The sequence below is a fragment of the Devosia crocina genome, from assembly GCF_900116545.1.
GTDB lineage: Bacteria > Pseudomonadota > Alphaproteobacteria > Rhizobiales > Devosiaceae > Devosia > Devosia crocina.
The window spans coordinates 1,544,279-1,566,049 of sequence record NZ_FPCK01000001.1; the positions used below are offsets into that span (position 1 = coordinate 1,544,279).

Sequence of the window (21,771 nt, forward strand, 5' to 3'; positions counted from 1 at the left end):
CAGCCTCAGCCCACATCGACGCGCGAACCCGCATGCCCGGCAAAGCCGGCGAAATGGTTGAGCCTGTTGCGCAGGTGCTCGCCATTGAGAAAGACGTAGTCGGCCGGCAGGTGCAGCACCAGGCAATCGCTATCGAGGCGGAACCGAATGCGCGGCAGGATGCCCGGCATGGCTGCCGTCATCGGATACGCGACACGGAACAGGGCTCCCACCAAACGGCCCCAGCGGATCTGCTCTGGGCTCGTCAGGTCCGCCAGCATATTGGCTGATTTGCTCTTCAGTCCGTCATACCGCACGGCAATTGTGTTGGCCAAAACCGCCCTGCCCGGATGATCGACCCCGGTCAGCGAGCCATAGGCGACCATGTCGACGCTCTGCGGCCCACGATAATCCGGATGCGCGCGCCAGCCGATATCGGCCAGAAGGCACGCGACCTTGCGCAGCCGGGCCTCGTCACCGCTTTCAGCATGGCCGATTGCCTCGAAATACTGACCGGTGAACTCGATCAGATCATTGGCATGCGCGGGCGAACGCGATCGCAGGACCGCCAGTTCTTCAGCGCCCCGGATCAGCGGATCGACGCCCTTCTCCGCTTCCGAGAGCAAGCCGTAGAGATACCCTTCGCGCACCCCGAGTGCGGAGAAGACCACATTGTCGAAATGCCCGGCGCGGAGCACCTCGCCCATCACGGCGGCGCCGAACGGCACCAGTTCGCGCCGCGAATTGCTCACGCTGCCTGAGCCGGAATAGCTCTTGACCGAATCTGCGGCTACGATCTCGTCGCAAAATGAGATCATTTCCGAAGCAGGCACCACATAGTCCTGGACCATGTGAAGCGGATAGCTGCGCAGCTCGAGGTGAAGCTTGGCGAGCGAGCGCCAGGTGCCCCCGATGGCCGCAAATTGCCCCCCGGACGGGATTTGCGGCAGCATGGATTTCTTGAGCCGGTCCCGGACGATCGTCGCCGCCTTTTTCGGCGATCCATCGGCATCGTCCTGCAGGCGGATGACGCCAAGTTCGAAGGATTCGCCATTGCTGTCGTTTCGGTCGAGAATGGCGGAAAATTCGAGGCTCCCGCCCCCGAGGTCCCCGACCACACCTACAAAACCGGGAATTCCGGCCACTACGCCCAGCGCTGCAAAATGGGCTTCTTCTTCGCCTGAGAGCACGCGCACCGGTGCGCCCATGATCTCTTCGACTGCGGAAACAAATTCCAGCCGATTGGCCGCATCACGCACGGCAGAGGTCGCCAGCACATGCACCTGCCCGACCCGCATCATGCGGGCAACCAGCGCGAAGCGCTTGATGGCGTCGATCGCCTTGGCGACATTGGCATCGGCCAGCCGCCGGCTTTGAGCGATGCCACGCCCGAGCGCACAGGCCGATTTTTCATTATAAAGTGGCGTCAGGGAACGGGCATGGCGTTCGTAAACCACCAGTCGAACCGAGTTCGACCCGATATCGAGCACCGCCACGGGCTGCGCACCCTTGAGACGGCCCTGGGCTGTGGGATCGGCATCGACGCCCCAGAATTGTGTCAAACTCAGCCCTCGTCGCCGTCTCCAATCCCTGCGCTGCCTCTGCCCGACAGCGATGGGTTGGTCATGAAATAGTCATGCGCATTGAACGGTTCCTCGCCGTCTGCAACACGCACCCGGTGGGAGCTGCCATCAGGCAGCACTTCCCAACTCTGCTGGTTGTCCTTCAAATAGGCAACCAGCGTCCTGTCAAGGATCTGCTTGTGGACAGTCCGGTTAAGGATCGGCACCATGACCTCGACACGCCCATCAAGATTGCGCCCCATGAGGTCTGCCGAGGAAATATAGACCTGTGCCCGCGGCGAGGGCATGCTCTCGCCATTGCCGAAGCAGTAGATGCGGCTGTGCTCGAGGAAGCGTCCGACCACCGACTTGACGCGTATATTCTCTGAGAATCCCGGGATGCCCGGCCGCAGGCAGCAGATGCCGCGCACGATCAGGTCAACCTTCACGCCGGCCTGGCTCGCATCGTAAAGCGCGTCGATCACCTGGGGGTCAACCAGCGAGTTCATCTTCAAAAGGATCGATGCGGACTGCCCCTCGCGCGCCAGCTCGATCTCGCGCGCGATGTTGTTGAGCAGCGTTTCACGCATGTTCACCGGCGACACGGCAATGGTTTCGAGCTCGGTCGGGCGCGCATAGCCGGTGATGAAGTTGAAGACGCGCGCAACGTCACGCGTGATTGTCGGGTCGATGGTGAAATAGCTGAGGTCGGTATAAACCTTGGCCGTGATCGGGTGATAGTTGCCAGTGCCGATATGGCAATAGCTGACGAGCTTGCCCTTCTCGCGCCGCACCACCTGGCTGAGTTTGGCGTGCGTTTTGAGTTCGATAAAGCCGAACACCACCTGCGCCCCGGCGCGCTCTAGATCGCGGGCCCACCGAATATTGGCCTCTTCGTCGAACCGCGCTTTAAGTTCGACGAGACAGGTGACCGACTTGCCCGCTTCCGCCGCCATCACCAGCGCCTTGACGATCGGGCTATCGGCAGAGGTGCGATAAAGGGTCTGCTTGATTGCCACGACGTCCGGATCGCGCGCCGCCTGCATCAGAAACTGGGCGACGACGTCGAAACTTTCGAAGGGGTGATGGACAAGGATATCCTTGGCGCGGATCGCCGCGAAATTGTCCCCGTTGTAGTCGCGGATCCGCTCGGGGAAGCGCGCGATATAGGGCGGGAATTTCAGGTCTGGCCGGTCCACGTCACAAATCTTGCGCGCATCGGCAAGGCCAAGAAAGCCATGGACCTCGAACACATCGGCGTCCTTGATGCCCAGCTGTTCACCGATCTGGCGCTGCAGCGCGCGCGGCATCGAGCGCTCGATCTCGAGCCGGATCACCTGGCCGCGGCGGCGTTGGCGCAGCGCAGATTCGAACTCCACCACCAGATCAGCCGCTTCGTCGTCGATTTCGATCTCGCTGTCCCGAATGATCCGGAAGGCGCCCGAACCCACCACCTCATGGCCCGGAAACATCTTGTGAAAGAACAGCTTGACCAGAGTGTCTATGGTAACGACTTCAGTCCGCCCATCGGATACAAGCCCGGTCGGCAGATTGATGAAGCGGTCAAGATTGCCTGGAATACGCACCAGAGCCGTCAGCGGTTGGTCGCTATCGGGCCGGCGCAGTTCAAAGGCGAGCGCCAGGCCGAGATTGGGAATGAATGGAAACGGATGCGCCGGGTCCACCGCAATGGGCGTCAAAACCGGAAAAATCTCTTCCCGGAAAAGGCGCTGCAGATAGGCGACCTGATCTTCGCTGAGATCGTTGGATTCGTGGATGACGACGTTTTGCGCAAAGAGCTCTTCGCGCAGTGTTTCCCAGTGGTCCTGCTGATCGCGCTGCAGGTGTTGGGCGAGCGTTGCGATCTCCTCGAGCTGTTCGCTCGGCGTCAATCCATCGGCGCTGTGCTTGGTCAGTCCTGCCCGGATCTGTCCCTTCAGGCCGGCCACACGCACCATGTAGAATTCGTCGAGATTGTTTGCCGAGATCGACACAAAGCGCAGTCGTTCAAGGAGGGGATGCGCTTCGTTGCCGGCTTCTTCGAGCACGCGCATGTTGAACTGCAGCCAGCTCACTTCCCGATTGACGAACCGCGCGGGACTGGTGCGCAAGGCCTCTATGTCAGGAGCAGCGCTTTCGGCTTCGTTGAATTCTCCCATTTCATTCATCGGTCGACGCTTCCCCATCCGTTTGACGCTCATGATCGCGCTCCAGGTCCCGGAGCGCCAGTGCTTCCGCAGCGATTGCGCGGGTAATGGCCGTGCCCCGCGAAAGGGCGAGCCGATCGAGGTGATTGGCGAGAACAGCAACTTCTTCCGGGCTGCGCTCCATGCGCGCCACGAGATAGCTGATGATCTTCGGATCGACCCTGACCTGCCGGTCACCGAAAAGCTTGGCGAACATCTGTGACAGTTCTATGTCGTCGCTCACCTCCAGCCGGAACGCCGGAGCGCGGCGAACTCGCGAGCGCACGTCGTCGGTCGCAAGCGGCCATTCAGCCACTTCGGCACGCGCCGTCAGTAAAATCGTGCGGTTCCCGCGCATGGCCTGGTTCAGCAGATGAAAAAGGCTCGGTTCGTCGTAATGGAGCCTGTCGGCATCCTCGATCACGAGAGCCCCGCGTCCATCGGCAGCGGCGATGGCGGCGATCGTTTCAGGCGTCACGGTCTGCCCATGGCTGCGATCGGCAAAGATGCGCGCCAGATGCGACTTGCCAGCTGCGGGCGGCCCGATCAGCAGCGTCACCGCTTCCGGCCAGTGGGGCCAAGCCTGAATGCGGCCGTGGGCTAACGCATTCCCGGCGCCGACTAGGAAGTCGTCAGCCGCATGGGACGGAGCGTGATCGAATTCGAGCGGTAGCTGGCGCACCCTATCCTCACGCAGTGGGGCTGCCACCATGACCCCCATGGCTGGACCCGAGATAAAGGCTGCTTGCCTTGTACTTGCGAATGGCAAAGCGCACGAGCACACCGCCAATGGCCGCCAGGGGCACGGCGAGCAGCAGCCCGACAAAGCCAAACAGCGCACCGAAGGCCAGCAGCGCGAACATCAGCCACACCGGGTTGATGTTGATCGATCCACCCACAAGCTTTGGATAAAGGATATTTCCCTCAATGAACTGCCAGCCGAGGAAAATACCACCCACTCCGGCGACCATCCACCAATTGGGCCAGAACTGCACGATGGCGATTCCCATCGACAGGGTGAACCCAACCCCGAACCCGACATAAGGGATGAAGCTCAGAAGTCCCGCGATCAGCCCGACTGCGAGGCCGAAGTTGAGTCCGATCAGCGACAGCGACACAGAATAAAAGGCCGCATCGATCAGCAGCACACCGCCCTGCCCGCGGATCACCCCGGCCATGGAACTATCGATGTCGCGCAGGATGCCCAGAATTTCCGCGCGGTGCCGGCGCGGCAGCAGATCGTGCACGCCGCGCACCATGCTGTCCCAATCAAGCAGCAGATAGAACGCGACCACAGGGGTGAAGATCGTAAAGCCGATCAGGCTGATCAGGGTCATGCCCGAATTGACGATTTCCTGCGTCAGAATGCCGGCAAGACCCACCATCTGCCCCAGAATATCGGAAACCGAGCGCTCGACCTGTGCGGCGCGCTCCGGTCCCAGCCACTGACTCAGTTCCGGCGCCCAGCGCCGCACCAGGGCTTCGAGATCGGCGGCATAACCTGGCAAGCGCTGCACCAGCCCCACGACCTGCTGAATGATCATGGGCAATAGCATCACGAAAAGCCCGATGACGATCACGACGACGCTAGCCAGCACCAAAGCGGTGGCCCAGCCGCGATTTATCCGCAGCTTCTGCAGCTGGTTCACCAGCGGGTTGAGAAGATAGGCCAGTGCCGCGCCCACCACGAAGGGCAGCAGGATGCCGCGGAAGATCCACAGCGAGAGGATCAGGAAGACGAAGAAGCCAATCCAGATCAGCACTTGATTTCGAAGGTTCATGGTGCCTGGCGGCCCTTGCGTCTGACTATCCAAGAAGCTATCAGGCCCCTAGCGAAATCGCTGACGCTGGGGCTGCACCTCAACGCCAATGAAAACGCGACTAAAACCACAGACCTGGAGCACTGTGCGATCCCTTCGGTTCGCTACAAAGCTCTAGCGGCAAGCACCGAGAAGTTCAACCAGACAGGGTCTCGGCTGCCAAGGCGTACCCGATATCCCCAGCATTGGTATTAGGCTCATGTCCGAAGCGCAAAACGTGCCATCAAACGGCCTTTCCTATAAGCAGGCAGGCGTCGACATCGATGCCGGAAATGCGCTTGTGGAAGCTATCAAGCCTGCGGTGCGCTCGACGCGCCGGCCCGGCGCAGATGGCGAGATCGGCGGCTTCGGCGGGCTGTTCGATCTCAAGGCCGCCGGCTTTGTCGATCCAGTCCTGGTCGCAGCCAATGACGGGGTCGGCACCAAGCTCAAGATTGCCATCGACACGGGCAAGCATGACACGATTGGCCAGGATCTCGTTGCCATGTGCGTCAACGACCTCGTCGTCCAGGGCGCCGAGCCGCTGTTCTTCCTCGATTATTTCGCGACCGGTAAGCTCGATGTCGCCCAGGGCACTGCGATCGTGGAGGGCATCGCCCATGGCTGCCGCCTCGCTGGCTGCGCGCTGATCGGCGGGGAAACCGCTGAAATGCCGGGCATGTATCACGGCAACGACTATGACCTTGCCGGCTTTGCCGTCGGAGCTGCCGAGCGCAATGCCCTCCTCCCCCGCAAGGACATCGCGGCCGGTGACACGCTCGTTGCCATCGCCTCTTCCGGAGTACATTCCAACGGCTATTCGCTCGTCCGCAAGATTGTCGATGTTTCGGGCCTTGCCTGGACTGATGCAGCCCCGTTCGAAACCGGCAAATCGCTGGCCGAAGCCCTGCTCGAGCCGACCCGCATCTATGTCAAACCGCTTCTCGCCGCGCTCAAGTCAGGCCTCGGCATCAAGGCTCTCGCCCACATCACCGGCGGCGGCTTCATCGACAATATCCCCCGGGTCCTGCCTGATGAACTTGCTGCCGATATCGATCTTGGCGCAGTCACCCTGCCCCCGGTCTTCGGCTGGTTGTCCAAGGTCGGCGGCATGACCGAACGCGAAATGCTCCGCACCTTCAATTGCGGCGTCGGCATGCTCGTCGCGGTCGCTCCGGAAGACGCCGACAAACTCGTCGACAGCCTCAACGCCGCCGGGGAAACCGCCGCGATTGTCGGCCAATTGACCGCGCGAGGCGATGAAGCCGTGACCTTCCGCGGAAAGCTCGCCCTGTGAGCCGGAAGAAGGTCGGCGTTCTCATTTCCGGCCGTGGCTCCAACCTGTCCGCCCTTATCGAGGCCGCACGCGACCCCAATTATCCGGCCGATATCGTCGGCGTGCTCTCCAACAAGGCCGCCGCGCCGGGTCTTGCAACTGCCGCACACGAGGGCATAGCCACGGCTTCGCTGGCACAAAGCAAGTTTCCCAGCCGGGAGATGTTCGAAGACACAATGACCCAGGTGCTCGAAAGCTGGGAAGTGGACATCGTCTGTCTTGCCGGTTTCATGCGCGTTCTTGGCGAAGATTTCGTGTCCCACTGGCAGGGTCGGCTGATCAACATCCACCCCTCTCTCCTGCCCGCCTATAGGGGCCTTGACACCCACGCCCGTGCCCTCGCCGATGGCGCCACCGAACACGGCTGCACCGTTCATTTCGTTACCCTCGGTCTCGACGAAGGTCCTGCCATTCTCCAGGCCCGCGTTCCGGTTCTCGCCGGCGACACACCCGAAACCCTCTCCGCCCGCGTTCTCGTCGAAGAGCACCGCCTCTACCCGCAAGCCCTCGCCAAGCTGGCCCGCGGCGAGGTGACAATCTAGCCCCGCGAACCTGGAAGCGGCCATCACCGCAATTGATCTCTCCCATCGTCAGAATCGGTTCGACCTTTGTTCGGGCCGGGCGTACTGAACTGCGGCTTGACCGGGAGAATGGCGATGAGTCTGCGTGATTGGTTATGGATCATTGCCCTTGGCACGATTTGGGGCTTCTCCTTTATCTTCAATGCGGTGCTGATCCGCGAGATCGGGCCCGTCTGGGTCGCCACCCTGCGCGTCTCGATTGGCGCGCTCGGCTGTTGGGCAGTGCTTTTCGCCTTGCGCAAGCCGGTGCCGCGCGATCGTAAACTTTGGCTGCAACTGGGCGCACTCGGGCTCTTGTCCTACGCCATTCCCTTTGCCCTGTTTCCGCTCGCCCAGGCGCATCTGGCCAGCGGCATCGCCGCGATCATCAACGCCCTTACCCCCATGGTCACCGCGATCATTTCCCATTTTTGGATCGGCGGTGAAAAGGCGAGCCCGACAAAATTCACCGGCGTCGGCATCGGCTTCGTAGGCGCAACCATTCTCGTCTCGCCGGCGCTGTCCGGCGGCGGCAGCTCCCAGATCTGGGCAGTGATCGCCTGTCTCTGCGCTGCCTTCTGCTATGGACTTTCGCTCAACATCACGCGCAGCTTCCGGCACATCGAGCCATCGGCCTTCGCAGCGATCGCGATGAGCGGCTCAGCCATTCTCGCCCTGCCTGTCGCCTTTGCGGCCGAAGGCATTCCGGTCATGACGCGGCCCGAAACCTATGGCGCGGCTCTGGCCATCGGGCTCCTGTCGACCGCCTTTACCTTCCAGATCATGTATCGCATCCTGCCGCGCGTGGGGCCGACCAACTTTGCCACCACCACTTTCATTGCGCCGATTTCGGCCATTGTCATCGGCGTTCTGGTGCTCAAGGAGACCATCCTGCCGATCCAGTTTGTGGGAATGCTGGTGATCTTCGTGGGGCTGCTGTTCATCGATGGGCGCATCCGCCACATCCTCCGGCGCAAGCCCGCCTGAGCTTTGGCGGAACTCTCCGAGCGAGCCATCGTTGGCTCAAAAGGAGAAAGCCATGCCCGATCGCACACCTGAAATCGACCCGCGTCCCAATCCCGAGATCGTTCCGCAGCCTGAGCCGCCTCAGCCACAGCCGGTCGATCCGGTGCCGCCCAGCCCGCAAGAAGTGCCGGATCAGGGCCCTGGTGTCGAGGACCCCATATCCCCGATCCCGGAACAACTGCCGCCCGATGCACCTGTCGATCGCGGACATCATCCAGCCCCGCCGATGCCGGTTCATCTGCCGACGTCTGACGCATCCGATCCCGAGGGTAATCCGGTTCGAAACAACAAGCCCGACGAGCTGGATTACAGTCTGCCGCCCGAGCCGCTCAACGACTGGAATCCATAGCGGACGCTACCAAGCAACTGCCCCTCACCCTAACCCTCTCCCCATAGGGGCGAGGGGATCAGATCCAGTTTGACGCAGGCCCTGTCCGCACCCGCCGGCCCAGTCCCCTCGCCCCTATGGGGAGAGGGCTAGGGTTAGGGGCCTTCCGAAAACGCAGGCCTCATCTCTTAACCGTCGACGCCCTCAACGATCACAAAATCCAGCTCGCCCGCCTTGCTGCGAAGCTCAGCCAACCCCTCATATTGCGCTGTGTCATAGGCTGAAAGGGCCGCTTCGTAGCTGTCGAACTCGACCACGACCGTGCGTTGCCGTGATGTCCCTTCGGTCACGGTGTTTCTGCCGCCGCGCACGATAAAGCGCCCGCCGACACTGTCGAGAAAAGGACCCACGGCCGCCTGGTAAATCTTGTACTGCTCCGGATCGATGATATCGACCCGCACAACCCAATATCCCTTGGCCATGGGTCCTCCTTTCGCTATTCGATGCCGAGCTTTTTCTTCATCAGCTCGTTAAGCGCCTGCGGATTGGCCTTGCCGCCCGAAGCCTTCATCGCTTGACCAACGAACCACCCGATCATGGTCGGCTTGGCCAACACCTTGGCCACCTGATCGGGATTGGCAGCGATGATCTCGTCGACGATCTTTTCGATGGCGCCAAGATCTGTCACCTGCTTGAGCCCGCGACGCTCCACGATTTCGGCCGGATCGCCTTCAGGCTCCTCCGCAATCATGATCTGCAGCACATCCTTGCCGCCCTTGGAGGAGATAGTACCCCCAGCGATCAGATCGACCAGACCAGCGATCTGAGCAGGCTGCAGGTGGGTCTCCCAAACAGCAAGTCCCTGGCTGTTCGCAAAGGCTGCGACATCGCCATTGAGGATATTGGCAACAGCCTTGCCATCCCGCTTGCTGCCCCCATGGGCGACGCAGGCCTCGTAATAGTCGGCCGTTTCCCGGTCCAGTGTCAGCACCATCGCATCATAGGCAGTCACGCCATAATCGGCGATGAATCGGGCCTGCTTTTCGTCAGGCAGTTCGGGAAGGTGCTGCGAGAGTTCGGAGATAAAGGCATCGTCGAATTCGAGCGGCAGCAGGTCGGGATCGGGGAAGTAGCGATAATCATGCGCTTCCTCCTTGGACCGCATCGAGCGCGTTTCGCCATTTTTCGGGTCGAACAGCCGGGTTTCCTGATCGATGGCACCGCCATCTTCCAGAATGTCGATCTGGCGGCGCGCTTCGTATTCGATCGCCTGGCCGGCAAAGCGGATCGAGTTGACGTTCTTGATTTCGCAGCGCGTGCCGAACTCGCCACCGGGACGACGCACGGAGACGTTCACGTCGGCGCGCATGGAGCCCTGTTCCATGTTGCCGTCACAGGTGCCGAGATAGCGCAGGATGGTGCGCAGCTTGCTCAGATACGCCTTGGCTTCTTCGGACGAGCGCAGATCCGGCTTGGACACGATTTCCATCAGCGCCACGCCTGAGCGGTTGAGATCGACAAAGCTCATGTTCGGGTGCTGGTCGTGGATCGACTTGCCCGCATCCTGCTCCAGATGCAGACGCTCGATGCCGATCTCGATCTGCTCCCCATCCACGTCGAGCAACACCTTGCCCTCGCCCACGATCGGGTCCTTGAACTGGGAAATCTGATAGCCCTGCGGCAGATCGGGATAGAAGTAGTTCTTGCGGTCGAACACCGAACGCTTGTTGATCTGCGCCTTGAGCCCGAGCCCGGTGCGCACGGCTTGGCGAACGCATTCTTCGTTGATGGTCGGCAGCATGCCGGGCATGGCCGCATCGACGAAACTGACATTGGCGTTGGGCGGGTTGCCGAAAGCGGTCGACGATCCGGAAAAGAGCTTGCTCTCGCTCGTCACCTGGGCATGCACTTCCATGCCGATGATAACCTCCCAGTCGCCGGTCGAACCGGAAATCAGGCGCTTCTTGTCGGGGGTGCGGGTATCGACGAGGGTCATGCTTGGGCGGGTCCTATGCCGCTTCCCGAAGAGGTTTCCGGAAGCGTATTTTATCGAGGTCATAGTTCAGGCTGGCAGAGAATTTCAAACCGCGCCAGATAGGCTCATAGCCCTGTCGCGAATAGAAGCGCACTGCCCCGGCATTGCCGGCATAGGTTTCGAGCTCGGCATGCGCGAAACCTTCCAAGGCGATAGCCTCTTCCAGAGCCGCAAGCAAGGCCGCACCGACCCCGCGTCCCTGCGCCTCGGGTGCAACCCAAAGATCGGATATGGTTTCGTCCGACAGCTCGCGCGCACCCCATCCGAGCAAAGTCCCGCCTTCTTCGCCAACGAGGATCGTGTGTGGGTGGGCCGCGCAGAAGTCGATGAATTCGGTATGGAGCTTTTCCCCATCGGTACGCCCGGCGTCATGCCTGCCAAACGCGCTCTCGCGCCAGGCGGCAATGCCGATTGCGCCCAGCGTCGGGGCGTCGGCTGTCTGCGCGCGCCGGGTGATCAATCGACCGCCCCCTCGATGGGGTGCAACGCCTTTTCGAGATGCACGCTCATGAACGGTTCGTGGGCACGCCGTCCTTCGCCGCGCAACGCCAGGATATGATAACCCTGCTTCTCATAGAAGCGAACGGCCCGCACGTTGTCCGCCGGCGTTTCCAGATGCACGCGCCTCGCGCCTTGCATTTCCAGAATCATTTCCATGCGGCTCAGCAGTTGCGCGCCAATGCCATTGCCCTGCATGTCCGGCATGACGAAGAGATATGGGATATAGCTGCGGCGCGGGGAGCGGCAGCACCAGCCCACCACGATGCCATTGATGGTGGCGACGATAGCGTTCTGCCAATTCATCCCCGCGGCCTGGCTGAGACGCGTTCGTTCGCTTTCACGCTGTCCCGGCCGCTCGTCGAGCAGCGGTCTTATCCCGGTGTCCCAGGCCGAAAATGCGATATCGGACATGCGCGGGGCGTCGGAGATTTCGGCTTTGCGAATTTTGATAACCGCCATGGCCCAATCTCCATTCTCTCGCCCCAGGCGCCCGGCCGGTGGCGCAAAGCTAGCGCGCCCTCTTGCGGGCAGCGATGATGCCCTTTTCGTAGTTTATGTTCCAGTCGATCAGCGTCCGCCACAGCAGCTCCGCCTGATCCTCGTCCAGTTCGAGATCGAGGCTGCGGCTGCGCACCTTGCCAATGATCGCCTCGATCCGCACGGGATCGAAAGCCTCGTGCGGGTCCGTCTTGATCTCCGCCATTCTTGTCACATAGCGATGACGCTCGGCAAGCAAAGTCAAAAGGCTCTGATCGATCCGGTCGATCTCGGACCGGACATCGTCCTTGGTTTCACATGCAGCGGGCAGTTTTGCGGCGGTCACGGGCAGTCCTCGGTCCAGTTGTGCCCCGTTTGTGTGCACCGCTCGGCGCGTGATTTCAACCGTCGGAAATGACAAAAACGCGGTTACGGCGCGCGCCATCCTCCGAAGCGCAGCTTAGCCTCTAGGGACAGTGGCGTGCCCCAATATCGCAGCGACCCACCACCCCACATCACACGCCGGCCCACCTCCCAAATGCAAAACCGCCGGCCATTCTCCCGAACAACCGGCGGTTCCAAGCTTATTCCTCGGCGGGTGGGGCGAGATCATCGCCCTCTTCGTCCTCCGGTTCGCTGATCCTCTCCACCGAAACCACTTTCTCGCCCTCGGCGGTATCGAAGACGATCACGCCCTGCGAGCCGCGGCTGACGAGGCGGATGGGCTTGTCACCGCCCACCGGCAGGCGGATGGTCTGGCCGCCATTGCTGATCAGCATGATCTGATCCTCATCGGCGACAGGGAAGCTGGCGACAAGCTGGCCATTGCGCTTGTTGACCGCCATGGCGACGATCCCCTTACCGCCACGGCCGGTGATGCGATACTCGTGGCTCGAGGTTCGCTTGCCATAGCCGTTCTCGGAGATGGTCAGGATGAACTGCTCGATGGCGCTCATCTGGGCATAGCGCTCCTGCGGCAAGGCGCCGACTTCCACCCCTGCCTCGTCGGGGCTCTCCTCTGTCTCTTCTTCGCCGCGTACCGCGCGGCTCATCTTGAGATAGGCCGCGCGCTCCTCGGCAGTGGCGTCGGAATGGTTGATCACGGCCATCGAAATGACTGTGTCGCCTTCCGCAAGCTGGATGCCGCGGACCCCCATGGAATCGCGTCCCTTGAAGAGGCGAACGTCGTCGGCCTGGAAGCGGATCGCCTGACCCATGGCCGTCGTCAGCAAGACGTCGTCATTGACCGTGCAGGTGTCGACCCCGACAATGGCATCGCCCTCGTCGAGCTTCATGGCGATCTTACCGTTCTGGCGCACCTCGACAAAGTCAGCTAGCGAGTTCCGGCGCACCGTGCCCCGGGTCGTGGCAAACATGATGTCGAGATTGCCCCACGAGGTTTCATCCTCGGGCAGCGGCATGATCGAGGTGATCCGCTCGCCCTGCTCGAGCGGCAGGATATTGATCAGCGCCTTGCCCCGGGCATTGGCGGCCGCCAGCGGCAAGCGCCAGACCTTGAGCTTGTAGGCGATGCCGCGACTCGTGAAGAACAGCACCGGTGTGTGCGTATTGGCAACGAACAGGCGCGACACGAAATCCTCGTCGCGCGTCGACATGCCCGAACGACCCTTGCCGCCGCGATTCTGCGCACGGTAGGTCGAAAGCGGCACCCGCTTGATATAGCCGCCGTGGCTCACGGTCACGACCATGTCTTCGCGCGCAATGAGGTCTTCGTCCTCGAAATCCGCTGCGTGGTCCGAAATCTCGGTCCGGCGCGGCGAACCAAATTCGTCGCGCACCGCTTCCAGCTCCTCGCGGATGATTTCGATGACGCGCTGCCGCGAGCGCAGGATGTCGAGATAGTCCTCGATTTCGGCGCCGAGCCCATTGAGTTCGTCGCCGATTTCGTCGCGGCCAAGGGCCGTGAGGCGCGCCAGACGCAGTTCGAGAATGGCGCGTGCCTGTTCTTCCGAAAGGTTGAACGTGCCATCGTCATTGATCCGGTGACGCGGGTCGTCGATCAGCTTGATCAGCGGGGCCACATCGGCTGCCGGCCAGCGGCGGGTCATCAACTGCTCGCGTGCCGTCGCCGGATCCGGCGCGGTGCGGATTAAGGCAATCACTTCGTCGATATTGGCAACGGCAACAGCCAGACCGACCAGCACATGGGCACGGTCGCGCGCCTTGTTGAGGAGAAACCGGGCCCGACGCGTCACCACTTCCTCGCGGAAAGCGATGAAGCAGTCGAGAATCTGCTTGAGATTCATCAGCTCCGGCTTGCCGCCATTGAGCGCCACAAAGTTGCAGCCGAACGAGGACTGCAGCGCCGTGAACCGATAAAGCTGATTCAGCACCACCTCGGGCAGCGCATCGCGCTTGACCTCGATGACGACGCGCATGCCCTCGCGGCTCGATTCATCGCGAAGATCGGCAATGCCCTCGATCCGCTTGTCGCGCACCAGTTCTGCAATGCGCTCAACCATCGCCGCCTTGTTCACCTGATAGGGAATTTCGGTGATGACGATGGCTTCGCGTTCCTTGCGCACTTCCTCGATGGTCGAGCGCCCGCGCACGATGATCGAACCGCGGCCTGTTTCATAAGCCTGGCGAATGCCGGCCCGGCCAAGAATGACGCCGCCCGTCGGGAAATCCGGCCCCGGCAGATGCTCGATCAGCTCTTCCGTCGTGATCGCGGGATTGTCGAGCACGGCGAGCGTCGCATTGATCGTCTCGGCCAGATTGTGCGTCGGCACATTGGTCGCCATGCCCACGGCGATGCCGCCACCGCCATTGACCAGCATGTTTGGAAACCGCGCCGGCAAGACGTTCGGCTCCCGCTCGGAGCCGTCATAGTTGTCGCGGAAATCGACCGTGTCCTTGTCGAGATCATCGAGCATGAAGCCGGTGATCTTGCGCATGCGCACTTCGGTGTAACGCATGGCCGCCGGCATATCGCCGTCGACTGAACCAAAATTGCCCTGCCCTTCCACCAGCATCTGGCCCATGGAAAATTCCTGAGCCATGCGCACGAGCGCCATATAGACGGCGCTATCGCCATGCGGATGGTATTTACCGATAACGTCACCGACGACGCGCGCCGATTTGCGGAACGGCTTGTTGTAGTCGTAGCCGTTCTCGTTCATCGAGAACAGGATGCGGCGATGCACAGGCTTCAAACCGTCCCGCACATCCGGCAAGGCGCGGCTGACGATCACGCTCATGGCGTAATCGAGATAGCTCTTGCGCATTTCGTCGGTGATGTGGATCGGTGCGATGTCTGAGCCGGGCGTTCTGCCGCTCACATCTTCGGGCGTATCTGTCACGGGGTGATTCTACGTTGGTTTCTTTGCCCCATATCTAGCGGATTTCCGGGCAAATTGCCAATTTCACCCCCAATGGGCTGTGGAGATCACCCCACAGCTGGAGCTTGCCGCTTCATCTGGCGGAATGCTGGTATGGCAATGGGCGAGAGCGCGGCGGCAAGATAGAGCAGCGCAGTTGCCGTAAGGGCGGCCGCGATCCCAAACCGGTCTACCAGAACCCCCGCATAGAGCCCGCCAAACGGCATCAGCGCCCAGGCAAAGGCGCCCACCAGCGCAATCACCCGCCCCACCATCTCCTTGGGGATGCGCTCAAAAAGAATGGCGTTGATGATCGGGTTGAGAAATCCCGCCGCGCAACCGCTGATCGCCAGGATCGCGAGTGCCGCAGGCATCGGCACTTGATAGGCCAGCACCAGCATGGGCGTTGGCCCCGCGCATACGAAACCCGCCACATAAACCGGCAATCGAGGCAGCCGTTCGGCAAAGGCCGCAGCCATTGCCGCTCCTGCAATGGCGCCACCGGAAAACACCGCGAGGACGATCCCCACCCAGGAGACATCGAGCCCACCGGCCTTCACCCAGACCGGCAGCAGCACCAGCGCAAATCCCTGATCGAAGAGATTGGTGAAGGCGATCATCACGACGAGCCCGACCAGCACTGGCTCGCGCCGCAACATCGACCAGCCCTGGGCAAGCTCGGCGCCATAGCCACTCTTCTCCCTTTCCCCTCCCACAGCCCGCCCCTTCGGCAGCCCCAGACCAATCAGCGCGGCCGATGCGAGAAAAGCTGCCGCATTGACCAGCATGGCCGTACCCGTTCCCAAAAGGGCGATCAGCACCCCTGCCCCAGCTGCCCCGATCGTTCCCGCCAGCCGCTCGCTGGCACCAAGAACGCCTGCGGCCCGCTCGAGATTGATTGCCCCCAGCGCGGCAACTTCGGGCACCAGTGCCTGCTTGGCCGCATCGGCAGGCGCTCGCAAGACACCGATCAGCGCAACCGCTGGAATCAGCACCCAGATCGAGAGCAGACCCATCCAGAAGAGCAAGGGCACAAGGCTCACGGCAAGGGCAGACAGGCAATCGCTCCAAAGAGCAACTCGCCGCGCGCCCAAGCGGTCTATAAAGGGGCCGCCAAGCGCCTTGGCGATCACGTAGGGCAGCAGTTCCGCCATACCCATCAAACCGGTCAGCACCGGGCTACCCGTTGTCGTCAGCACCAACCAGGGAATGGCGATGACGGACAGCCGCGTACCGCCGACCGAGGCGACCGTCGCAGCCGCCAGCGCGACCAGCGGCCCCTTGCCGCTCATTTACCTGGCTCCACTGTGTCGCGCGGAAAAGCGTGCAACATGATGCTGACCGTTTCGACGCCAGGCTCGCGAACGCTGCCGGGCTTCGGCGCTTCCGCCATGGCCTCGCGCAAAACCGCATGCAGCTTTTCGATCAGCGCCTGGGCATCGGCTGCATCGAGGGGGATGATGTAGTCGCTGAAGGTAGATGCCCTGCGCCACTCGGGCGTGAGCGTAGCGTGCCGGGCGATGGCGTTCTGCATGTCGGCCATCTGGCTGGCGAGCGCCGCTTCGGTGAAGGCAATCCCTGCATCGAGCGCATCGTCGTCCGTTTCGTCCTCAAGCACCGTCGTTGTTTCGTGCCGAGCCCGCCACCAGCGGTCCCGTGCATTGCCGCGTTCGCTGTCTTCCTCGATGAAGCCGTGCCGCGCAAGCTGACGCAGATGATAGCTGGTCGCTCCGCTATTGAGCCCCATCCTCTCGGCCAGCCGCGTCGCCGTTGCTGGTCCATCGATCCGCAGCATGCCCAGCATCTTGAGCCGCTGGGGATGGGCGAGCGCGCGTAACGCCATGGCATCAGGTTTAACGCGGCTGATCTCTCGGCGTTCGGACATGGCGCATCCCCTCCCCTTCAGGGATGCACACTAAACCGCAAACATTTCTTTGCAAAGATGTCTTTGCAATTTCTTGACTAGCGCGCCGCGTCGAAATCCTTCCGCGCAGCTTCGATGCGGCGGATGGATCCGTTAGCCCATTCGATCAGGTGCCCGAAGGGAACGATCAAGGAATGCCCCAGCCGGGTCAGCCGATACTCCACCGAAGGCGGCTTGGTGTCGAAGACATGGCGCGAAACTAGGCCATCGCGTTGCAGATCGCGCAGCGTCTGGGTCAGCATCTTCTGGGAAATGTCGGGCACGGCACGGTGAAGTTCATTGAACCGCTTGGGCCCACCGGCCAGCGTCATCACCAACAGCATGCTCCACTTGTCGCCGATCTTGTCGAGCACGTCGCGCACCGGACAGGGACCCGTCGCACCGGCCGCGGCTGCCCAACGCTCGATATAGATCTGGGCTGTTTCCACACCATCCAGCATGCACTTACCTCAAGGTAATCTTCACTCGAAAAAGTGCCTCCTTTCCAGCAGAGCCGGATACACCTAGATAGCACTCTCCTTTAGATACCTACTCTCCATGCTGCATTGGAGCAAGCGGTTCGAGGCAAAGCAAACGGAGAATGGAATGAGCAAGTTCAGCAACGCCGCCCTGTTGGTCACCGGAGCCTCTGGCAATCTGGGGCGCCTCGCCGTCGAGGAACTCCTCGCCCGCGGCGCTACCCGCGTCATCGCCGGTACCCGTGATCCTGCCACGCTTCAGGATCTTGCCGCAAAGGGCGTCGAAGTGCGCAAGCTCGATTTCGACGATGCGGCAAGCCTTGCGCCTGCTCTTGCCGGGGTTGAGCGTCTTCTGCTGGTCAGCACCGATGCTGTAGGCCGGCGCGTCGATCAGCAGCGCGCTATCGTTGAAGCCGCTGCCGCTGCGGGGGTCAAGCACATCGTCTATACCTCTGCGCCTGCCGCCCGCCCTGACCCCGATGCCGGCCTCAACCCGGAACATTTCTGGACGGAAGTCGCCATTGCTGCCAGCGGCCTCGACTTTACCATCCTGCGCAATCACATGTATGCGGAGAATACGCTCGCCGATGCGGCGCATGTTGTCTCATCCGGGCAGCTCTTTGGCCTGATCGGGGATCGCGGCACCTCTTACATCACCCGTGCGGACGCCGCGCGCACCGCCGCAGGCGCGCTCCTGAGCGCCGAGGGCAAGACGATCGAAGACGTCACAGGCGCGGCCCCCGTGACCAATACCGAGCGGGCGCAGTTGTTCGGTCAGCTGACGGGCAAAACCATTTCGGTCGTGCCGCTCACCCCCGAGCAGCTCCACAAGGGTCTGGTCGCCGCTGGCCTGCCCGAAGGGTTTGCCGCAGCGCTTGTCGCCTTTCAGCGCGATGCCGTCGCCGGTCATCATGGCGTCGTAACCGGCGTAGTCGAGCGCTATTCCGGCCGCAAGCCGACTCCGTTCGGCGCGTTCCTGGCAGAGAACAAGGAGGCGCTCGGCGTCTGATCGCCAGTCCCACCCCGCCCTGCTGCCGTTACGACCGGCAGCAGGGCGTGAGGCCAGACACCGGCAAATGCTGGACGCACCAGAACGAAACGCCTAGACAATTGAACCGGGTGGCGCTCAACGCGGAGTCGGGTCTCGGTGTCTTCTTCTTCTTCCTGGTTCAAGCGTTTTATTGCCCGCCTCACTCAAGATCGCTCCATCGGTTTCGGCTTTGAATATCTGGGGCTCTCGACCGTCCGCTATCCGCGCCTGATGGCGCTGGCGGTGATCGCATTTTCGATCCTCTGCTTTGCGCAAATCCCACGCGCCAATGTCGATGGCGACCTGCTGCGCGTCTACGCCCATTCGGGGCACTACTACGACGCCTATGAACGTCTCTCCGATACGTTCGGCACCTTCGAAAATGACATCTATGTCATGGTCAATGCGCCGAACCTCGTTGACCCCGAGGTGATCGAGACCGCGCGCAGCCTCGCTTTCGATCTCGAGCTCAACGACTACGCCGTGGGCACCATGTCGCCTTTTACCCTGCGCAAGCCTGATGGCGCCGGTGGGTCGGCGCCCGCCGTGCCGGAGGGCATGCTCACGCCGGATGAAGTGGCCTTCGCCCTCACCGACCTGCAGCAGCACGATCCGATGATGCGCAACCTGATCACGCCCGACCTCGAAGGCGTCGTCATCATCGTTTTCCCCAATCAGGAAATGGTCAGCCAGAACGGCAGCAAGGCGATGATCGACAGCCTGCGCGAAACGCTGGCGTTTTACGAGGACAGCGCCCTTTCGATCGAGCTGACCGGTCCGCCCGTCTGGACCTCGGAGATGCTCAATGCCGCAGTGGACGATCAGATCAAGTTCACCGTCTATGGCTTCGGCCTCGGCGCTTTCATCGCGCTTTTCGCCCTCCGCTCGTTCTGGGGCGCCATCCTGGTGGCTGCAACGCCCTTCGTGGCCGTGGCCTGGTCCATCGGCACGGTTCTGCTGCTCTTTGGCTCCTTCTCCTTTCTCACCATCATCGTTACCACGCTTGTCCTCGTCATGGCCTTCGCGGAGTCGATGTTCTTCGTGTTCAACTGGCTGGCCTATTGGCGCGACGGCATGGAGCCGAACAAGGCGGTGGATACGACGCTCAAGCTCGTCGGCCCGGCCACGGCGCTGACCACGCTGACAACCCTGGTCGCCTTTGCATCGCTCTATGTGTCGCCCGGTCAGGGCGTGCAGGAATTTGCGCTGGCGGGCGCTGTCGGCTGCGTCATCATGTTCGTCTGTCTGATGACCGTCATGCCGCTGCTGCTCAAGCTAGCCGTCCGCCTTGGCTTCAAGGCACCCAAGGCGCCTAATTTCGCTCTCAGCGCCCCCGTGCCGCTGGCTCTCGGCCTCGCCATGCGCTACGGCCGCCCCTTCTCGGCGCTGGCGCTTGTCGTCACCATTCTCCTGGTCATCCCCTTCTTCCTCATCCAGCCTCGCTTTTCCTTTGAGGATTTCATGACCGAGGGCTCGACAGCCCTTAGCGCAGCGGAAAGCATCGACCAGGGCGTTGGTGGGGTCGCGCCATTCTATGTCCGCGTGCCGCTTCAGGAGCGGGATCCCAATGTCGGCCCGCAGGATTTCGAGACGATCCGCACGGTGCACGAGATCGTCGAGGCCGAGCTGGGTGAAAACAAGGTCATCTCTGCAGCCAGCCTCACCAATTACACCGACAGCGGTTTTTCGCGGCAGGAGGTGTTCGACGCCGTCGGCCCCTTCATGCGCAAGCGCTTCGTGACCGATGACGGCAGCCAGGCCCTCGTCACCGGCTTCATGCCCACGATCATCGAGAGCCAGGCGCTCAAGGACATCGTCGCTCGCATCGAAACCGAAATAGCCCAAGCCGGCATCAGCGGCGCCGAGGTGGGGGGCTTCCGCGTTCTCACCACCTTTGCGACCGACGACATCGTGCGCTCGCTGCAGATCTCGCTGGCCGCCAGCGTGTTTCTCAATCTGGTGCTGATCGGGGTAGCTTTCGGCTCGCTGCGCATCGCCCTCATCTCCGCCGTGCCCAACATGTTCCCGATCCTGGGCACCCAGGCCTACCTCTGGGCGTCCGGTGCCGGACTGCAACTGACCAGCGTGATGGCCCTGACCATCGCTTTTGGCATCGCGGTCAATGATACGATCCACATGCTATCCCACTATATGCACGGTCGGCGCGAGGAGCAGCGCGAGCACCTTGAGGCGGTGCGCCATACGCTGAACAGGATCGGGGGCGCCATCATAGCGACCACCGTGATCCTTTGCGCCGGCACCATCATCGTCGCTTTCTCGGAGCTGCCGCAGGTCGCCTTGTTCGGCACGCTGTTCGTGCTTTCGCTCGCGCTGGCGCTGATCGGCGACCTCTTCATGCTGCCCTCGCTGCTGGTAGCCGCATCGCGCTGGCTGCAGAACCTGACATCGATCCGCATCCGCACCGCCGACCACGTGCCGACCCCGGACGATCCATCCGGCGATACCGATACGCGGCTCAAGCCGGGCGAGTAGATCTGCTTGCCGCCGCAGGGAAGCTAAAGCTACTCTGGCCAACGATGATTCAGGTTGAACCGGAAGTGAAGCAATCACTTTCGCGACATCCGGCCCGGCTTTTCACCGAAGCGGGATAATCTGGCCGGCGCTGACATGCCGGGGGGCTTGTTGTGACACTTGGAGGCTTTGCACTATGATTGTTCTTGGACCCCTGTCCCGTGCCGCTGCACTGGCAGGTCTCCTTTTGACGGCCGGATTGACCGCTGCGCCCGCTTATGCCGGCCCTGCCGAGGTCGCCCTGCTCAAATCCTATATCGGGGAGTGGCGCGGCCGCGGAACGGTGGTCGGCGCCTCGACCGAATCCGTCGTCTGCCGCCTGACGCTGAGCCAGGGCAATCAGGACAAGGTCAATTACAATGGCCGCTGCACCCTGGCCGGCACCAACTTGTCGGTCGCTGGCACCCTAGCCTATGTCGACGCCAACCGGCGCTTCGAGGCGGCCATGACCTCCAATGCCACCTTCAGCGGTGTCGCGGTTGGCCAGAAGCGGGGTAATGGCCTCGTCTTCAACCTGCGCGAGCGCACGCCGGATGAAGAGGGCAAGGACATGAACATCTCGGCCCAGATTGCGCTTAATGGCGATGCGATCAGCGTCGGCTTCGATGTGGTCTATGTCGAATCCGGCGACAGCCTCAAGGCCCAGGTTCCGTTCAGCCGCTAATCGGCGCGTTCCGGCGGGCGGCCACCGGTTGCC

General features: G+C 62.0%; 20 protein-coding genes. 7 read left to right on the top strand and 13 right to left on the bottom strand.

Going from position 1 to position 21,771, the window contains the following annotated elements; genetic code table 11:
* Positions 1–5: 5 nt before the first annotated feature.
* From BM364_RS07435 to BM364_RS07450, 4 genes are read right to left on the bottom strand one after another with little or no spacing between them, the layout of a single operon-like run.
* The gene (locus BM364_RS07435; RefSeq protein ID WP_175528505.1) at positions 6–1,541 is read right to left on the bottom strand and encodes a Ppx/GppA phosphatase family protein; all 1,536 of its coding nucleotides are present in this window, start codon (positions 1,539–1,541) and stop codon (positions 6–8) included.
* A gap of 2 nt (positions 1,542–1,543) precedes the next feature.
* The gene (locus tag BM364_RS07440; RefSeq protein ID WP_092422916.1) at positions 1,544–3,709 is read right to left on the bottom strand and encodes an RNA degradosome polyphosphate kinase; all 2,166 of its coding nucleotides are present in this window, start codon (positions 3,707–3,709) and stop codon (positions 1,544–1,546) included.
* A complete protein-coding gene (locus BM364_RS07445; protein ID WP_139232534.1) occupies positions 3,702–4,409 on the bottom strand; it encodes a P-loop NTPase family protein in 708 nt (235 codons plus the stop codon). Before BM364_RS07445 ends, BM364_RS07440 begins: the two co-directional genes overlap by 8 nt.
* Before the next feature lie 7 nt (positions 4,410–4,416).
* Positions 4,417–5,508, bottom strand: coding sequence for an AI-2E family transporter (locus BM364_RS07450; protein WP_092422920.1), 1,092 nt, complete (start codon positions 5,506–5,508; stop codon positions 4,417–4,419).
* A gap of 238 nt (positions 5,509–5,746) precedes the next feature.
* Between BM364_RS07450 and purM the strand changes: the two genes are divergently transcribed.
* The 4 genes from purM to BM364_RS07470 all read left to right on the top strand — a co-directional run bounded on the left by purM (position 5,747) and on the right by BM364_RS07470 (position 8,797).
* Positions 5,747–6,823: a phosphoribosylformylglycinamidine cyclo-ligase gene (purM, locus tag BM364_RS07455; protein ID WP_092422922.1), complete on the top strand. Its 1,077-nt coding sequence runs from the start codon at positions 5,747–5,749 to the stop codon at positions 6,821–6,823.
* Entirely contained in the window at positions 6,820–7,404 is a 585-nt protein-coding gene (purN, locus tag BM364_RS07460) for a phosphoribosylglycinamide formyltransferase (RefSeq protein ID WP_092422924.1), read from the top strand. Before purM ends, purN begins: the two co-directional genes overlap by 4 nt.
* A 114-nt stretch (positions 7,405–7,518) precedes the next feature.
* Entirely contained in the window at positions 7,519–8,409 is an 891-nt protein-coding gene (locus tag BM364_RS07465; RefSeq protein WP_175528506.1) for a DMT family transporter, read from the top strand.
* A gap of 52 nt (positions 8,410–8,461) precedes the next feature.
* Positions 8,462–8,797 (top strand): hypothetical protein, encoded by a 336-nt coding sequence (locus BM364_RS07470; RefSeq protein ID WP_139232535.1) that lies wholly within the window; start codon positions 8,462–8,464, stop codon positions 8,795–8,797.
* 167 nt (positions 8,798–8,964) lie between these two features.
* Here BM364_RS07470 and BM364_RS07475 read toward each other — a convergent pair whose 3' ends face one another.
* From BM364_RS07475 to BM364_RS07515, 9 genes are all read right to left on the bottom strand, one after another.
* Entirely contained in the window at positions 8,965–9,258 is a 294-nt protein-coding gene (locus BM364_RS07475) for a DUF1330 domain-containing protein (RefSeq protein ID WP_092422930.1), read from the bottom strand.
* A gap of 14 nt (positions 9,259–9,272) precedes the next feature.
* The gene (gene gatB, locus BM364_RS07480; RefSeq protein ID WP_092422932.1) at positions 9,273–10,772 is read right to left on the bottom strand and encodes an Asp-tRNA(Asn)/Glu-tRNA(Gln) amidotransferase subunit GatB; all 1,500 of its coding nucleotides are present in this window, start codon (positions 10,770–10,772) and stop codon (positions 9,273–9,275) included.
* A gap of 13 nt (positions 10,773–10,785) precedes the next feature.
* On the bottom strand, positions 10,786–11,271 hold the full coding sequence (locus BM364_RS07485; protein ID WP_092422934.1) for a GNAT family N-acetyltransferase: 486 nt from the start codon (positions 11,269–11,271) through the stop codon (positions 10,786–10,788).
* Positions 11,268–11,771: a GNAT family N-acetyltransferase gene (locus BM364_RS07490; protein ID WP_092422936.1), complete on the bottom strand. Its 504-nt coding sequence runs from the start codon at positions 11,769–11,771 to the stop codon at positions 11,268–11,270. Before BM364_RS07490 ends, BM364_RS07485 begins: the two co-directional genes overlap by 4 nt.
* A 49-nt stretch (positions 11,772–11,820) precedes the next feature.
* Complete coding sequence (locus BM364_RS07495; protein WP_092423976.1) at positions 11,821–12,135, bottom strand: chorismate mutase; 315 nt, start codon at positions 12,133–12,135, stop codon at positions 11,821–11,823.
* A gap of 238 nt (positions 12,136–12,373) precedes the next feature.
* Complete coding sequence (gyrA, locus tag BM364_RS07500) at positions 12,374–15,037, bottom strand: DNA gyrase subunit A (RefSeq protein ID WP_092423978.1); 2,664 nt, start codon at positions 15,035–15,037, stop codon at positions 12,374–12,376.
* 161 nt (positions 15,038–15,198) lie between these two features.
* On the bottom strand, positions 15,199–16,422 hold the full coding sequence (locus tag BM364_RS07505) for an MFS transporter (protein WP_092422938.1): 1,224 nt from the start codon (positions 16,420–16,422) through the stop codon (positions 15,199–15,201).
* Positions 16,419–17,015: an ArsR/SmtB family transcription factor gene (locus BM364_RS07510; protein ID WP_092422940.1), complete on the bottom strand. Its 597-nt coding sequence runs from the start codon at positions 17,013–17,015 to the stop codon at positions 16,419–16,421. The genes BM364_RS07505 and BM364_RS07510 overlap by 4 nt, the downstream gene beginning before the upstream one ends.
* Before the next feature lie 77 nt (positions 17,016–17,092).
* Positions 17,093–17,494 carry a winged helix-turn-helix transcriptional regulator gene (locus BM364_RS07515; RefSeq protein ID WP_092422942.1) on the bottom strand — a complete coding sequence of 134 codons (402 nt, stop codon included), beginning with the start codon at positions 17,492–17,494 and terminating at the stop codon, positions 17,093–17,095.
* 145 nt (positions 17,495–17,639) lie between these two features.
* Here BM364_RS07515 and BM364_RS07520 point away from each other — a divergent pair, with 145 nt between their 5' ends.
* The 3 genes from BM364_RS07520 to BM364_RS07530 all read left to right on the top strand — a co-directional run bounded on the left by BM364_RS07520 (position 17,640) and on the right by BM364_RS07530 (position 21,738).
* Entirely contained in the window at positions 17,640–18,521 is an 882-nt protein-coding gene (locus BM364_RS07520) for an SDR family oxidoreductase (RefSeq protein WP_092423980.1), read from the top strand.
* A 138-nt stretch (positions 18,522–18,659) separates the two neighbouring features.
* Entirely contained in the window at positions 18,660–21,035 is a 2,376-nt protein-coding gene (locus BM364_RS07525; protein WP_092422944.1) for an efflux RND transporter permease subunit, read from the top strand.
* 175 nt (positions 21,036–21,210) lie between these two features.
* Entirely contained in the window at positions 21,211–21,738 is a 528-nt protein-coding gene (locus BM364_RS07530) for a hypothetical protein (RefSeq protein WP_092422946.1), read from the top strand.
* Positions 21,739–21,771 lie beyond the last annotated feature (33 nt).

Coding starts and splice junctions, on each gene's coding strand:
- BM364_RS07440 (WP_092422916.1), bottom strand. CDS start 3,709: ATGAATGAAATGGGAGAATTCAACGAAGCCGAAAGCGCTGCTCCTGAC.
- BM364_RS07450 (WP_092422920.1), bottom strand. CDS start 5,508: ATGAACCTTCGAAATCAAGTGCTGATCTGGATTGGCTTCTTCGTCTTC.
- purM (WP_092422922.1), top strand. CDS start 5,747: ATGTCCGAAGCGCAAAACGTGCCATCAAACGGCCTTTCCTATAAGCAG.
- BM364_RS07465 (WP_175528506.1), top strand. CDS start 7,519: ATGAGTCTGCGTGATTGGTTATGGATCATTGCCCTTGGCACGATTTGG.
- BM364_RS07470 (WP_139232535.1), top strand. CDS start 8,462: ATGCCCGATCGCACACCTGAAATCGACCCGCGTCCCAATCCCGAGATC.
- BM364_RS07475 (WP_092422930.1), bottom strand. CDS start 9,258: ATGGCCAAGGGATATTGGGTTGTGCGGGTCGATATCATCGATCCGGAG.
- gatB (WP_092422932.1), bottom strand. CDS start 10,772: ATGACCCTCGTCGATACCCGCACCCCCGACAAGAAGCGCCTGATTTCC.
- BM364_RS07490 (WP_092422936.1), bottom strand. CDS start 11,771: ATGGCGGTTATCAAAATTCGCAAAGCCGAAATCTCCGACGCCCCGCGC.
- gyrA (WP_092423978.1), bottom strand. CDS start 15,037: ATGCGCAAGAGCTATCTCGATTACGCCATGAGCGTGATCGTCAGCCGC.
- BM364_RS07505 (WP_092422938.1), bottom strand. CDS start 16,422: ATGAGCGGCAAGGGGCCGCTGGTCGCGCTGGCGGCTGCGACGGTCGCC.
- BM364_RS07510 (WP_092422940.1), bottom strand. CDS start 17,015: ATGTCCGAACGCCGAGAGATCAGCCGCGTTAAACCTGATGCCATGGCG.
- BM364_RS07515 (WP_092422942.1), bottom strand. CDS start 17,494: ATGCTGGATGGTGTGGAAACAGCCCAGATCTATATCGAGCGTTGGGCA.
- BM364_RS07520 (WP_092423980.1), top strand. CDS start 17,640: ATGAGCAAGTTCAGCAACGCCGCCCTGTTGGTCACCGGAGCCTCTGGC.
- BM364_RS07530 (WP_092422946.1), top strand. CDS start 21,211: ATGATTGTTCTTGGACCCCTGTCCCGTGCCGCTGCACTGGCAGGTCTC.